This window comes from Janthinobacterium sp. SUN120, assembly GCF_030397735.1.
GTDB classification, from domain to species: domain Bacteria; phylum Pseudomonadota; class Gammaproteobacteria; order Burkholderiales; family Burkholderiaceae_D; genus Janthinobacterium; species Janthinobacterium kumbetense.
In genome coordinates, this window is record NZ_JAPUBW010000003.1 from 449,578 (window position 1) to 462,559 (window position 12,982).

14 protein-coding genes are annotated in these 12,982 nt (G+C 63.4%); 8 read left to right on the forward strand and 6 right to left on the reverse strand.

Translation table 11 applies throughout. The annotated features are described in order from the left end of the window. Positions 1-28: 28 nt before the first annotated feature. The gene (locus O0879_RS19925) at positions 29-346 is read right to left on the reverse strand and encodes a DUF4148 domain-containing protein (RefSeq protein WP_180278609.1); all 318 of its coding nucleotides are present in this window, start codon (positions 344-346) and stop codon (positions 29-31) included. A 284-nt stretch (positions 347-630) separates the two neighbouring features. Between O0879_RS19925 and O0879_RS19930 the strand changes: the two genes are divergently transcribed. The 3 genes from O0879_RS19930 (at position 631) to O0879_RS19940 (ending at position 1,886) form a co-directional block, all read left to right on the forward strand. Beyond that, positions 631-936, forward strand: a complete 306-nt coding sequence (locus O0879_RS19930) for a hypothetical protein (protein ID WP_289918332.1) — start codon at positions 631-633, stop codon at positions 934-936. Positions 937-1,032: 96 nt separating this feature from the next. Then, the gene (locus tag O0879_RS19935) at positions 1,033-1,350 is read left to right on the forward strand and encodes a hypothetical protein (protein WP_289918333.1); all 318 of its coding nucleotides are present in this window, start codon (positions 1,033-1,035) and stop codon (positions 1,348-1,350) included. 74 nt (positions 1,351-1,424) lie between these two features. Continuing rightward, positions 1,425-1,886: a DUF2244 domain-containing protein gene (locus O0879_RS19940; RefSeq protein WP_289918334.1), complete on the forward strand. Its 462-nt coding sequence runs from the start codon at positions 1,425-1,427 to the stop codon at positions 1,884-1,886. 14 nt (positions 1,887-1,900) lie between these two features. On the opposite strand, the gene mgrA is transcribed toward O0879_RS19940, so the two are convergent. Continuing rightward, the gene (gene mgrA, locus O0879_RS19945; RefSeq protein WP_289918335.1) at positions 1,901-2,941 is read right to left on the reverse strand and encodes an L-glyceraldehyde 3-phosphate reductase; all 1,041 of its coding nucleotides are present in this window, start codon (positions 2,939-2,941) and stop codon (positions 1,901-1,903) included. Positions 2,942-3,062: 121 nt separating this feature from the next. On the opposite strand from mgrA, the gene O0879_RS19950 reads away from it, so the two are divergent. After that, positions 3,063-4,643, forward strand: a complete 1,581-nt coding sequence (locus O0879_RS19950) for a CYTH and CHAD domain-containing protein (RefSeq protein ID WP_289918336.1) — start codon at positions 3,063-3,065, stop codon at positions 4,641-4,643. 48 nt (positions 4,644-4,691) lie between these two features. On the opposite strand, the gene O0879_RS19955 is transcribed toward O0879_RS19950, so the two are convergent. The 4 genes from O0879_RS19955 to O0879_RS19970 form a co-directional block, all read right to left on the reverse strand. Next, entirely contained in the window at positions 4,692-5,567 is an 876-nt protein-coding gene (locus O0879_RS19955; RefSeq protein WP_289906186.1) for a Kdo hydroxylase family protein, read from the reverse strand. Between the two features lie 78 nt (positions 5,568-5,645). After that, complete coding sequence (locus tag O0879_RS19960; protein WP_289918337.1) at positions 5,646-6,017, reverse strand: lysozyme inhibitor LprI family protein; 372 nt, start codon at positions 6,015-6,017, stop codon at positions 5,646-5,648. Positions 6,018-6,248: 231 nt separating this feature from the next. Then, positions 6,249-6,827: a Fe-Mn family superoxide dismutase gene (locus O0879_RS19965; RefSeq protein ID WP_034751750.1), complete on the reverse strand. Its 579-nt coding sequence runs from the start codon at positions 6,825-6,827 to the stop codon at positions 6,249-6,251. Positions 6,828-7,039: 212 nt separating this feature from the next. Beyond that, the gene (locus O0879_RS19970; RefSeq protein ID WP_099665108.1) at positions 7,040-8,059 is read right to left on the reverse strand and encodes a substrate-binding domain-containing protein; all 1,020 of its coding nucleotides are present in this window, start codon (positions 8,057-8,059) and stop codon (positions 7,040-7,042) included. Positions 8,060-8,479: 420 nt separating this feature from the next. Between O0879_RS19970 and O0879_RS19975 the strand changes: the two genes are divergently transcribed. Genes O0879_RS19975 through O0879_RS19990 form a run of 4 tightly spaced genes read left to right on the forward strand, consistent with a single transcriptional unit; the run spans position 8,480 to position 12,982 of the window. After that, positions 8,480-9,769 carry an extracellular solute-binding protein gene (locus O0879_RS19975; protein ID WP_289918338.1) on the forward strand — a complete coding sequence of 430 codons (1,290 nt, stop codon included), beginning with the start codon at positions 8,480-8,482 and terminating at the stop codon, positions 9,767-9,769. Between the two features lie 7 nt (positions 9,770-9,776). Next, complete coding sequence (locus tag O0879_RS19980; RefSeq protein ID WP_251349986.1) at positions 9,777-10,766, forward strand: sugar ABC transporter permease; 990 nt, start codon at positions 9,777-9,779, stop codon at positions 10,764-10,766. Further along, positions 10,763-11,581 carry a carbohydrate ABC transporter permease gene (locus O0879_RS19985; protein WP_070282696.1) on the forward strand — a complete coding sequence of 273 codons (819 nt, stop codon included), beginning with the start codon at positions 10,763-10,765 and terminating at the stop codon, positions 11,579-11,581. The genes O0879_RS19980 and O0879_RS19985 overlap by 4 nt, the downstream gene beginning before the upstream one ends. 27 nt (positions 11,582-11,608) lie before the next feature. Continuing rightward, complete coding sequence (locus O0879_RS19990; protein ID WP_289918339.1) at positions 11,609-12,982, forward strand: GH1 family beta-glucosidase; 1,374 nt, start codon at positions 11,609-11,611, stop codon at positions 12,980-12,982.

Here is a 12,982-nt window from a genome sequence, read left to right on the forward strand (position 1 = left end):
TACTGACTGAAACCGGCTGACTGGTTTCTTATTTCACGACGTGCTTGGTCGTTTGCGCGACGTCAAAGTCTGCTTCCGTTTGCGGGATCAGGCCAGCCTTGCGGGCGGCGTAGAACTCGGCCATGACTTCTTCGCGCGTCACTTTGCTGGCGGCGGTGGCCGGCGTTTTCGGGTAGTCGACTTCGCTGGTGGCGATTTCGCCGGCGTTGCGGGCACGGATGTATTCGGCCGTGACGTCAGCGCGCGTGAGTTGCTGGCTGGCAGCGGCAGGCGCGGCGCTCTGGGCGAAAGCCGACGTGGCGGCGGTGATGGCAAACAATGCTGCGATGAGTGATTTGGCTTGCATGATAAGACTCCAATATGTGCATGATGGCTGGGTGGATGGGCCGGCTCGCCACGTACCGGTCGGTTCGGCGGCATGACGCTGGTGGGCGCCGTGCCGCCGATGAAGCAGTTTCTGGATGAGAAGATGCTTACTTGAATTAACTATAGCAATGAATAGTACATTTGTGAAGTAATTTCTGAAAATAGTTGTGCGCCGCCGCATTTCTCCTGGGAAAATGCCGTGCAGGCGTGCGCCGCTGGCCAGGCCAGCGGAGTAAGCTGGTTTTTTATGAACGGGAGGCCGCCATGAGCAGCAGCACACTCGATCCGGACAATTTGCCCGTCACACCTGACCGCGTTCTGGGCAGCGGCCATGGCAAGGGGGCGCTCGGTCCCAGCGACAGTTCCGACAGCGGCAGCGACATGCAGGGCGTGCCGGGCCAGGATGCGGAAGCGCTGGACAACGACAGCGATGCGGCCGGCACGGGCGAGCGGGCCGGCGTGGAGCCGCGCAATATGGTGCCCGACGGCGGCGACATCGACGTCGATCATGTGGAAAGCGTGGCGCCCGTGCAGCCGGCGCAGGGTGGTGATGGCGAATTGCCCCCATGAATTACCGCCTCTCCTGCGCCATCGGCGTAAAATGCAGGCAAGGCGGCGTGCGCGCCGCCATGGCCAGCCGGCCGGCACAGGATAGGATGTCAGAGGATGCAAACGCAGATGTCGGAAGAGAAAGAAAAAGACTTGATGTCGATGTACCGCGAGACGCGGCCGCGCGAGTTTTTTGGCGAAAAAAGTAACACCAATCACATGGCCTGGAGTTCGCTGGTGGTCTTGCTGGCGCTGGCATTCTGGCTCGTCGTGGCCCTGGCGGCGGCGGAGAATCAGCGTTACGCGCTGGAAACGAAGGTGTGCCAGGATCGTGTCTTCCCCGCGGAAATCGACACGTCTTGCCTGAAACAGATCAAGTCGCGCGATCACTGGTGGCAGCACGTGGGCCATGCGCTGGTGCGGATGGGCGCCTGAGCGGCGCAAGCATATCCTGAAGGACGCGCCGCTGCAGCGATGACGCCGGCGCCCTTCCTGTTGCGGGAGGCGAGATGCCACGCGATACTGCACGGGAACAGCCGCAATGGCTGTTTACGCGCCACAGTGCCTTGACGGTGCGCCAGTTGCTGCGCGCCTATGGTGTACTGTGCCTGTTTTCCACCGCCATCGCCGCCGCCTTTGCGCTGCGCGGCTACTGGTACATCCCCGTCTTTTCATTTGCTGAACTGGTCTTGGTGGCCATTTCCCTGCTGTATTACCTGCGCCATGCCCGCGACTACGAGCATCTGGCCCTGCGCGACGGCGTGCTGGTCGTCGAGCAGGTGAGCGCCGGCCGGCGCCAGCGCAGCAGCTTTCGTCCCTGGTGCACGCATATCGTCGTGCCGGAGGGGCCGCGCCAGCTGATATGCATCAGCTGCGGCAGCACGCATGTGGAGGTGGGCGCCTTTGCCACGCCGGAACGGCGGCGGCAGGTGGCGCAGGAGTTGCTGGCCTGGCTGCCGCCGCCCTTGTAGCCGTCGTGATTGCGTTACACGGCCCGCGACGGACCTTCCCACAGATTGATATGGCCTTCGCGCGCCTGCACGTCGATGGCGGCCAGCTCGTCGGCCGTGAAAGACAATTGCTGCAGTGCGGCCACGTTTTCTCGGATTTGCGCGCTGCTGCTGGCGCCGATCAGGGTCGAGGTGACGCGCGGATCGCGCAGCACCCAGGCCAGCGCCATCTGCGCCAGGGTTTGTCCCCGCTGCGCGGCGATCTGGTTCAGCGCGCGCACGCGGGCCAGGTTTTCCGCGCTCAGGTGTTTTTGCAGCAGCGAGCCGCCGCCGGGGCGGTTGACGCGGGCATCCTGCGGCACGCCGTCCAGGTATTTGTCACTGAGCAAGCCCTGCGCCAGCGCCGTGAACGTGATGCAGCCCATGCCTTCTTGCTGCAGGGTATCGAGCAAGCCGTCTTCCTCGATCCAGCGGTTGAGCATATTGTAGGCAGGCTGGTGGATCAGACACGGTACTTTCCACTCTTTCAGCAGTTTGGCCGCCTCGGCTGTCTTTTGCGGCGAATACGACGACAGGCCCACGTACAGCGCCTTGCCCTGCTGCACGGCGGTGGCCAGCGCGCCCATGGTTTCTTCCAGCGGCGTGTCGGCGTCGTAGCGATGCGAGTAAAAGATGTCGACGTAGTCGAGGCCCAGGCGCTGCAAGCTCTGGTCCAGGCTGGCCAGCACGTATTTGCGCGAGCCGCCGCCCTGGCCGTACGGACCCGGCCACATGTCCCAGCCTGCCTTGGTGGAAATGATCAGTTCATCGCGGTACGGTAAGAAATCGTCGCGCAGCAGCTTGCCGAAATTGCTTTCCGCGCTGCCATACGGCGGGCCGTAGTTGTTTGCCAGGTCGAAATGCGTGATGCCCAGGTCGAAGGCCGTGCGCAGCATGTCGCGCTGCGAGGCCAGGCTGTTGCTGTCGCCAAAATTGTGCCACAGTCCCAGGGACAACAGCGGCAGTTTCAGCCCGCTGCGCCCGCACGTGCGGTATTGCATGGCGTCGTAGCGGTTTTCGGCGGCGTGGTAGGTCATGGCATCTCCTGGTTGAATGAAGCGCCTATTTTCGCGCAAAATCAAGGTCGGTGCGCGTGCTCCTTGTATGTGGCTGGACGCGCCTTACAATGGGCGTTCAGGAGTCTCGCAAGGAGCGGTCATGGAAATCGAATTGAAATTGTTGCTGGCGCAGCAAGATGTAGCGCGCCTGCGCGCGCACCCGTTGCTGGCGCAGCAGGCACAAGGAGAGGTGCAGCTGCTGCAGATGCACGATATCTATGTCGACACGCCCGATTTGCAGCTGTGCCGCCACCAGGCGGGCTTGCGCGTGCGCCAGGTGGACGGGCGCTGGGTGCAAACCCTGAAGGCCGGTGGCACCGTCAACAGCGGCTTGCACAGCCGCCACGAATGGGAAGGCGAAGTTTCCGGGCCGCAACCGGATCTCGCCGCGCTGGATTCGGCCATCGGCCGCAAGCAGCCCATCCGCGCGTTGCTGCGCCAGGACGCCGTCCGCGACGCCTTGCAGCCCGTGTTTACCACGCGCATGGAGCGCACCGTATGGCAGCTGCGCACGCCGCAGGGCGACGAGATCGAATGCGTGCTGGACCAGGGTGTCATCGAAAGCGGCACGGATGGGGCGAATGGCGCCGTCCGCAGCGTGCCCGTCAGCGAGATCGAACTGGAATTGAAGCAGGGGCAAGCGGCCAGCCTGTTCGACGTGGCGCTGGCCCTGCTGCAGGATGTGCCGCTGCAGCTGGGCCACATGAGCAAGGCGGAACGCGGTTACCGCCTCGCGGCATCGCAGCCTCTGCAGGCGGTCAAGGCGCAACCCCTGGCGCTGGACGCGGCGATGTCGGTGGAGCAAGTGTTCCTGGCCATCGCCGGCAATTGCCTGGAGCAAGTCAGCGGCAACCAGGATGGCGTGGCGGCGGGCGAGGATGTGGAAAGCGTGCACCAGATGCGCGTGGGCCTGCGCCGTCTGCGCTCGGCGCTGGGCATGTTCAAGTCCCTGCTGGCGCTGCCCGAGGCCTTGAAGGCCGAACTCGACTGGCTGGGCGGCGCGCTGGGCGAGGCGCGCGACTGGGATGTGTTGGCTGGCAATACCCTGGCGCAGCTCGATGGCGGGGCACAGGCGGATGCGGCGGCGCTGGCGGATGCGGCGCACGCGCAGGCGCGCCTCAAGCATGCGCAAGCGGCCCAGGCCGTCACGTCGGCGCGCTACACGGCTTGCATGCTGGGCTTGCAGCGCTGGCTGCAGGCGCGCGCCTGGCGCGACAGCTGTTCCGCGCGCCAGGTGCGGCGCCTGGATGCGCACGTCTCGCCGTTTGCCCGCGCCACCTTGCGCAAGGACCAGCGGCGCCTGGTGAAGCGCGGCAAGCGCCTGCTGCATGCCACGCCGCTGCAGCGCCACCGGGTGCGCATCGCGGCCAAGAAGACGCGCTATGCGACGGAATTTTTTGCCTCGCTGTTTGCCGCGCGCGCCGTGCAACCGTATGTGGGGCGGCTTTCGGTGCTGCAGGATGAACTGGGCTGGCTCAACGATGTGCAGGTGGCCGACCGGCTGCTGCAGCAATTGCCCGATGTTCAGACTGGCCAGGCTGACCAGTCCGCCCAGGACGGGCTGCGGCAGCACGCGGCCTTCGTGCGCGGCTACCTGGCGGCGCGCGCGCAGGCGCAGGGCAGCGATGGCCGCATGCACAAGGCATGGCGGCGCTTCAAGGCGGCCCGTTTGCCGGCCTGAGCGGGTTTGCCTGAGCCTGGCTTTGCCGGGGCGTAGTGCCTGGCCAGGCTAGGCCAGCGGTCGTTGCAACTGGCGCTCGAGGATGGCCAGCGGCGACTTGTCGGGGGCGGCCATGGCGCGCACGGGCAGCAGCCAGGTTTGCTCCAGCGCATGTTGTCCTCGCAGGGCCGCGTGCGATACGGCGTCGCTGAAGATTATCCACGTCTGGCCCGGCGCGAAGGCATGCGTGTGCTGTTCCACCTGCGCCTGGTAGGCCAGGTCGGCCTTCATGGCGTCGTGCAGCTGCAGCATGTAATGATCGTAGGCCGTGCGCCGCGACTTGGTGATGCGCAGCCATTGCAGCAGGGTCGCCAGCACGGGTTGCGGACGCTGCGCGACGGGTAAAAAATGCTGCGCCACCTGCTCGAAGGGCGGGCCCAGTTTCCACACGCGGGGCGCGTCACGCGGATGGATGTTGGTGAAGACGCGCAGGATGCGCCGGCCCTGCGTGGGCGAGGAGGGGAAACTGTCGATATGCAGGCGCGTATCGTCCTTGCGCCAGGACGTTACCCTGCCGGCGATTTCCACGGGGCGAAAGCTGCCCTTGCCTTGCTGCAGATGCGCCTGGTAGCTGGGCAGCAAGCCGGCCAGCAAGCTGCGCGTCTGGCGTGCGTAGCGCTGCATCAGCGCCGCCAGCAGGGCCGCATCGCAGGCGTCGCCCTGGCCGCGTACGCCGCGCGCGGGATCCCAGCTGATGTTCTTGGCGCCGCTGGCGCTACCCGCCGCGCCGTTCAGCAGCCCATGTTCTTCCGGGTATAGGACGAAACCCAGGCGGGGCAGCAGCAGTACGTGCCCATCTTCGAGGGCTTGCAGCGCCGCCGCCTGCTGCGCGGGGCTGCCGCTGGCGTCCCATTGATCCAGGGAAATATCGATGAGTTTGCTCATGGCATAAACGGAAAGACCTCCGAGTGGCCAGTATGGGTGATTACCGCCCGCTCGTGTTTGCGCTGGCGCAGCTTCAGCTCACAGTTTGCTGTTCTGGCAGCCGGCGCTCACGCATTCGCGCACGCGGTCCTGCAAAAATTGCGCGCGTTCGATGGTGGTCTGGGTGGCGCAATCGAGGTTCACATAGAAGCCCGAGGATTCGCGTTTCGAGCAGTTCTGGTTGCGTGCGCTGATCCACGCCAGCTGGCCCGCTTTCAGCTTTTGCTTGCCGCCGGCGTCGAGCTGGGAGCTCAGTTTCTTGTAGTTGGCGTTGAGTTCCTTGTCCGCTTCCTGGTACACCTTGTTGAGGCAATACAGGCCGTCGAAGTCGTTGCGCGGCGTGTCGCAGGCCGAGTTGGCGAAGGCGGAACCGGAGGCGCAGAGCAGCAGGGCGAGCATGAATCTTTTCATTTTTTTCTTTCAGCAAGGAAACGGGGACAGGGCACATGGAGGAGTGCAGCTCTTGCGCATCTTATAACATTCCCGTTGCCATACCGGTTCGCTTGACAGCGCGTGGCGGGTACGCGTGTTCTGCAGGGGCAAAAAAAAAGAAGCCCGGCTCGCAAGCACAGGCTTCTTTTCAAGACGGGTCACTGCGGCACATGCCGCGGGCGCGTCCGTTTTACGTTGTCAGGAACGCGCTTACGCGAAGTTCTTGGCAACGAAGTCCCAGTTGACCAGGCCCCAGAACGTTTCCACGTACTTGGCGCGCAGGTTGCGGTAGTCGATGTAGTAAGCGTGTTCCCACACGTCGCAGGTCAGCAGCGGCTTGTCGCCGGTGGTCAGCGGGCAGCCTGCGTTCGAGGTGTTGACGATGTCGACGGAGCCGTCGGCTTTTTGCACCAGCCAGGTCCAGCCCGAACCGAAGTTGCCCACGCACGACTTGGTGAATTCTTCCTTGAACTTGTCGAACGACGACCATTTGGCGTTGATCGCGTCAGCCACGGCACCCGCAGGCGCGCCGCCGCCGGCCGGCTTCATGCCGTTCCAGTAGAAGGTGTGGTTCCATACTTGCGCTGCATTGTTGAAGATGCCGCCCGACGATTTCTTGATGATCTCTTCCAGCGACAGGTTCTCGAACTCGGTACCCTTGATCAGGTTGTTCAAGTTGGTGACATACGCCTGGTGATGCTTGGCATAGTGGTATTCCAGGGTTTCTTTCGAAATATGCGGCGCCAGAGCGTCCATTTCATACGGCAGTGGTGGCAGAGTATGTTCCATGTGATGTCCCTTTGTGGTGAATGTTCGGAGTCTTCCAGCCTGCGGCCGGAGGGTTGAGCCAAGCTTGCTTGAAGCAGGCATTCTTGCTGAACGAGCCACTATTGTAAAGCGGATGCGCCATTGCTGCAGATTCCGGCACGCGTTGCGAATGCCGTTTGCGTAGTGATTCTCGTTCAGCCTAAATCGGGCGGAAAAGTTCCCAGCCGCAAGCCTCAGCGGATGCGTCGGGTGGTTTCCCTGACGATCAGTTCCAAAGGCGGAATGGCCGCCTGCACGGCTTCGCCATTGATCAGCCCCAGCAGCGCTTCGGTGGCGATGCGGCCGATGTCGTACAGGGGCTGGTGGATGGTGGTCAGCGGTGGCGTCGTGTAGGACGAGCCGGGCAAGTCATCGAAGCCGACGAGCGAGATATCGTCGGGCACGCGGATCCCCTTGCGGTACAGGCACAGGCGCACGCCATAGGCGGACAGGTCGTTGGCGGCGAAGACGGCGCTGAACTGCTGCTGCGTATCGAACAGGTGGTTCATGGCCAGCATTCCGCTTGCCTCGTGGAAATCACCTTCCACCATCAGCTTCGGGTCGATGGGTATGTCCGCTTCGCGCAGCGCGCGCTGGTAGCCCGTCAGGCGCTCGGCCGCATCCGTGTTGTTGGCGGGCCCGGCCACGAAGGCGATGCGCCGGTGGCCCAGTTCCACCAGGTGGCGCACGGCCAGGTAGGCGCCGTATTCGTTGTCGAGCTTGAAGCCGATGGCGCTTTTCGTGGCCAGCAGGCGGCCCGTCGAGACGATGGGCCGCTGCTGCGAGAAATCGAGCACGCTCTCGTCCGAAATGCGTCCCGACAGCAGGATGATGCCGTCGACCTTCCTTGCCAGCAGCAAACGGATGCGGTCGGCCTCTTCCTGCGCATTCCAGTGCCCGCTGACGATGACGGACGCATAGCCCGTGTCTTTCAAGCCGTCGTCCACGCCGCGCAGGCTTTCGTCGAAGAAGGGGCTGGAAATATCCTGCACCACGATGCCGATGGTCATCGAGCGGCCCTTTTTCAGCCCCTGCGCCATCTGGTTCGGCGCGAATTTCATCTGGGCGATCGCGGCCAGCACGGCGTCGCGCTTGTCGTCGGAGACCCTGGCCGTGCCATTCAGGATGCGCGAGACGGTGCTGGGCGACACACCGGCCTGGCGGGCCACGTCGAGCAGGGTGGAAGGGGGAGCAGCGTGGGCGCTATCGTTCAAGGTGATTCCTGGGTATCAAGATGGCTGGTTGTCAGTGCTCTGAAAACCTTTTCATCGAAAGATTACCATAAATGGCCATAGCTGATAGCGCAGCAGGTCGGGCGCGGGGCGGCTTGGCCCGCAGGGCGCAAGCAGACAGATTGTGGGCCGTGCACGGGGGATGATGCCGGCGCACCTGGGCGGGCCTGCTTATCGACTCAGCCTTGAAAACGTTTTCACAAAAAACAACAGCGCTAACGGCAGCCCGTATTTTCGCCTCTGTCATAGGGGAACACGTGCCGCGGCATGCCGCTTGCCACGCTTCCCTCAATAAAAATGACAACTTTTTCGGTTGACTTGATTTTCTTTGCGGTGTTAAATGGACACATGTTGTGAAAACGTTTTCAAGATAGAAGACGCTCAATAATCGGAGATGAAATAATGAAGTCAAGCATCCTTGGCGCCGCCCCGCTGGCAGCGCTGACCCTGGCCTGTGGCGTGGCCGCCGCGCCCGCAGTCGTCCCGCCGGCGCCGCCGTTGCCCGCGCTGGCCCCCGCCACGATTACCGTCGCCTCGTTCCCCGACCTGGATCGCGCCGTCAAGACGGCCTTGCCCCTGTGGGAAAAACTGTACCCGCAAGTGAAGGTCAAGCTGGTCAGCCTGCAGATCGACGACCACCATAACTCGATGACGACGGCGCTGGCGGCCGGCGCGCGCCTGCCCGACGTGATGGCCATCGACTTCCGCTATGTCGGCAGCTTCGCCGAATCGAAGGGCATGGAAGACCTCTTGCAGGCGCCGTACGGGGCAGGGCAGTACCGCGCCCAGTTCGTGCCGTTCACCTTCGTGCAGGCGACCAGCTCGCGCGGCACCCTGGGCGCCATGCCGGCCGACCTGGGGCCGGGCACCCTGTTCTACCGCAAGGACTTGATGGACAAGGCGGGCATCAAGGAAGCCGAGTTGACGCAATCGTGGGAGTCGTACATCGCCGCCGGCAAGAAGCTCAAGGCCGCCACGGGCACCTATCTGCTGGCCGGCGCCAGCGACCTGGCCGACATCGTCATTCGCGCCAATTTGAAAGATGGCGAAGGCATTTACTTTGGCGACAAGGGCCAGGTGCTGGTCGATTCGCCCCGCTTCGTCAAGGCGTTCGAGCTGGCCAAGGCGGCGCGGGTGGCCGGCATCGATGCGCGCACCGTGGCCTGGACGGGCGAGTGGGCCGAAGGCTTCAAACGTGACAAGGTGGCCAGCCAGATGATGGGTTCATGGCTCAGCGGCCACCTGGCCAAGTGGCTGGCGCCCGATTCGAAAGGCCAGTGGCGCGCGGCGAACCTGCCGGCCGGCGCGCTGGCGTCGTACGGCGGCTCCTTCTACGGCATCCCGAAAAAGGCGGCGAATAAAGCCCAGGCCTGGGAATTCATCAAGTTCATGACCGTCAACAAGGATATCCAGCTGCACTCGCTGAAGGAAATCGGCGCGTTTCCCGCCCTGAAGGCTGCCTATGCGGATCCCATGATGGACGAGCCGCAGCCGTACTTCGGCGGCCAGAAGACGCGCTTGCTGGCGCGCGACACGGCGGCGAAGATTCCCGTCATCCGCGTCGACAAGTTCGACGCCGTGGCGCGCGACATCGTCAACATGGAGCTGGAAAGCGTGCTGGCGCAAAACAAGGATATCAAGACGGCGCTGGCCGACGCCAAGGCCCTGATCACCCACCGCGCGCGGCGCTAGGAACAGCATGACTACCTCCATGCCTTGTACAGAGGGCGCGCCCGCTGCCGCTGCGGCGCGGCCCGCCAGGAAACGCTTCAACATGAAGAAATGGGCGCCGTACATTTTCATCAGCCCCTTCTTCATCCTGTTTGCCGTCTTCAGCCTGTTCCCGCTGCTGTTTTCCATCTATTTGTCGTTCAACCAGTGGGAAGCGGCCAGCGGCGTGGAAGCCATGCAGTGGGTGGGCCTGGATAACTACAAGTACGCCTTGAGCGACCCGTGGTTCTTGCGCTCGCTGGGCAATACGGTCTGGCTGGCGCTGGCTTCGGGCGTGCCGCAGCACCTGGTGGCCATTCCGCTGGCGGCCTTCATCCACAACAGCTTCAAGCGCTCGCGCAACCTGGTGATCGGCATTTACTTTTTACCGTTCATCACCTCCAGCGTGGCCATCGCCATGGTGTTCAACACCCTGTTTTCGCGCGACTATGGGCAGATCAATGTATTGATCGAATGGTGCGCCAGCCTGCCGCTGGTCGGTGGCTTGTTCCCTGCGGAGTCGATCGACTGGCTGGGCAGCTCGCTGTTCATCAAGCCGGCCGTCGCCTTCGTCATTTTCTGGCGCTACCTGGGCTGGAACCTGGTGCTGTACCTGTCCGCGCTGCAGGTGATTCCGAAGGATTTGTATGAAGCGGCCACCATCGATGGCGCCTCGAAACGCCAGCAATTCTGGTACATCACCCTACCGCAGCTGCGCCCCATGATCTACCTGGCCGTCACCTTGACCATCATGGGCAATCTGCAGCTGTTCGAGGAGCCGTTCGTGCTGGTGGCCGAATCGAGCGGCGTGAGCCAGTCCGTGATGACGACCGCCATCTTCGTCTACAAGACGGCGTTTTCCTCGGGCGACTTCGGCACGGCGTCGGCCATTTCCTGGCTGCTGTTCCTCATCATCGCCAGCACCACGTGGGTGAATAACCGCATCTTCAGCCGCAATGAACGCAAGGAGGTCCGATGAAAACCACCCGCTGGACGGCCTACGCCATGGTGGCCATCGGCGCCCTGATCATGGTCGCGCCGTTCTACTTCATGTTCGTCTTCGCCACGCACACGAGCGCCGAGATCTACAGCCTGCCGCCGCCGCGCTGGTTCGGCACGGCCCTGCTCAACAACATCGAACTGCTGCAGGAGCGCCTGCCATTCTGGCGCAATATCGGCATCAGCCTGTACGTGGCCCTGATGACGACGGCATTGACCCTGTTCTTTTGCTCGCTGGGCGGCTATGCCTTCGCCATGTACGAATTCCGCTTCAAGCGGCCCCTGTTTACGCTGGTGATGGCGTCGATGATCATCCCGTCCTTCATGAACATGATCCCCACCTTCATGCTGATGGATTTCCTCGGATGGCTGGACCAGCCGCGCGCCCTGTACGTGCCGGGAGCGGCAGGCGCGCTGGGGATATTCCTCATGCGCCAGTACATCGGCACGGCCATTCCGAAGGACCTGATCGAGGCGGCGCGCATCGACGGCTGCGGCGAGTTCGCCATCTACTGGCGGGTCGTGCTGCCGCTGATCGGCCCCGCCATGGGCACCCTGGGCCTGATCACCTTCATCAACTCGTGGAACAATTTCATCACGCCGCTGGTCGTCATGCGCTCGGTCGAGAACTACACGATCCCGCTGGCATTGCGCAGCATGCAGGCGCCGAACAACACGGAGTGGGGCGCGCTGATGACGGGCGCCGCCATCGCCGTGCTGCCGCTGCTGCTGATGTTTTTTGTCGCCTCCAAGCGCCTGATCGAAGGCCTTACGCAAGGCGCCGTCAAAGGCTAGCACTCTCTTTAATCCACTCACACTGACATGACCACCATGCATAACGACGACATTGACAGCAACTTCCCCGCCACCTTCACCTGGGGCGTGGCCACCAGCGCCTACCAGATCGAGGGCGCCGCCGCCATCGACGGCCGCGGCCCGTCCATCTGGGATACCTTCAGCCACACGGACGGCAAGATCATCGATGGCAGCAACGGCGACGTCGCCTGCGATCATTACCACCGCTACCTTGATGACGTGGAGCTGATCGCCGCCCTGGGCGTAAACGCCTACCGCTTTTCCATGTCCTGGTCGCGCGTGCAGCCGGCCGGTTCCGGCGCCTGGAACGAGGCCGGCTTCGACTTCTATGCGCGCCTGCTTGACGCCCTGGCTGCCAAGGGACTCGACGCCCATTTGACCCTGTATCACTGGGACTTGCCGCAAGCCTTGCAGGACGAGGGCGGCTGGCTCAATCGCGCCACCTGCTATCACTTCGCCGCCTATGCGGCCGAGGTGGCGCGCCGGTTCGGCCACAAGGTCGTCAGCATCGCCACGCATAACGAACCGTGGTGCACGGCCGTGCTGGGCCACGGCACGGGCCAGTTCGCTCCGGGCATGGCCGATCCGGCCGCCGCCGTGCAAGTGTCGCACCACTTGCTGCTGTCGCACGGCCTGGCCATGCAAGCCATGCGCACGGTGAATGCGCCGGCGAAGCTGGGCATCGTGCTCAATCAATGGACGGCAACGCCGGCCACCGACAGCGCCCAGGACCGCGAGCTGGCCGAACTCGAATATGCGCGCTCGGTGCAGTGGTATATGGACGCCATCTTCAAGGGCCGCTACCCGGCCCTGGCCCTGAAACACGCCGACGCTTCCGCTTTATCCATCTTTGAAAACGATTTCATAGATATCAAGCAGCCCATCGATTTCCTTGGCGTGAACTACTACACGCGCGCCTTCATGAGCGCCGAGACGCCGCCGCGCAAGCCCGAATGCACGCTTGGCGTCAACGACATGGGCTGGGAAACCTATCCGCAAGGCTTGACGGAGCTGCTGGTGGGGCTGCACCGCGAATACCGTCTGCCGCCCGTCTACATCACGGAAAACGGCATGGCCGTCGCCGATAAGCCCGTCGGCGGCAAGATCCACGACGAGGCGCGCATCGAATACGTGCAGCTGCACCTGGACGCCTTGCGCGCCGTGATCGCGCAGGGCATCGACGTGCGCGGTTATTTCTACTGGAGCCTGATGGACAACTTCGAGTGGAATTCGGGCTACGCCAAGCGCTTCGGCATGCTGTACGTCGATTACGCCACGCAGCAGCGCAGCTTCAAGGACAGCGCCCTGTGGTACCGCGATTTCATCGCCGCCCAGCGCGCCGCGCATGCCGACGCACCGGCCCTGGCAGGGGAGCACTGA

Coding starts and splice junctions, on each gene's coding strand:
- O0879_RS19925 (WP_180278609.1), bottom strand. CDS start 346: ATGCAAGCCAAATCACTCATCGCAGCATTGTTTGCCATCACCGCCGCC.
- O0879_RS19930 (WP_289918332.1), top strand. CDS start 631: ATGAGCAGCAGCACACTCGATCCGGACAATTTGCCCGTCACACCTGAC.
- O0879_RS19935 (WP_289918333.1), top strand. CDS start 1,033: ATGCAAACGCAGATGTCGGAAGAGAAAGAAAAAGACTTGATGTCGATG.
- O0879_RS19940 (WP_289918334.1), top strand. CDS start 1,425: ATGCCACGCGATACTGCACGGGAACAGCCGCAATGGCTGTTTACGCGC.
- mgrA (WP_289918335.1), bottom strand. CDS start 2,941: ATGACCTACCACGCCGCCGAAAACCGCTACGACGCCATGCAATACCGC.
- O0879_RS19950 (WP_289918336.1), top strand. CDS start 3,063: ATGGAAATCGAATTGAAATTGTTGCTGGCGCAGCAAGATGTAGCGCGC.
- O0879_RS19955 (WP_289906186.1), bottom strand. CDS start 5,567: ATGAGCAAACTCATCGATATTTCCCTGGATCAATGGGACGCCAGCGGC.
- O0879_RS19960 (WP_289918337.1), bottom strand. CDS start 6,017: ATGAAAAGATTCATGCTCGCCCTGCTGCTCTGCGCCTCCGGTTCCGCC.
- O0879_RS19965 (WP_034751750.1), bottom strand. CDS start 6,827: ATGGAACATACTCTGCCACCACTGCCGTATGAAATGGACGCTCTGGCG.
- O0879_RS19975 (WP_289918338.1), top strand. CDS start 8,480: ATGAAGTCAAGCATCCTTGGCGCCGCCCCGCTGGCAGCGCTGACCCTG.
- O0879_RS19980 (WP_251349986.1), top strand. CDS start 9,777: ATGACTACCTCCATGCCTTGTACAGAGGGCGCGCCCGCTGCCGCTGCG.
- O0879_RS19985 (WP_070282696.1), top strand. CDS start 10,763: ATGAAAACCACCCGCTGGACGGCCTACGCCATGGTGGCCATCGGCGCC.
- O0879_RS19990 (WP_289918339.1), top strand. CDS start 11,609: ATGACCACCATGCATAACGACGACATTGACAGCAACTTCCCCGCCACC.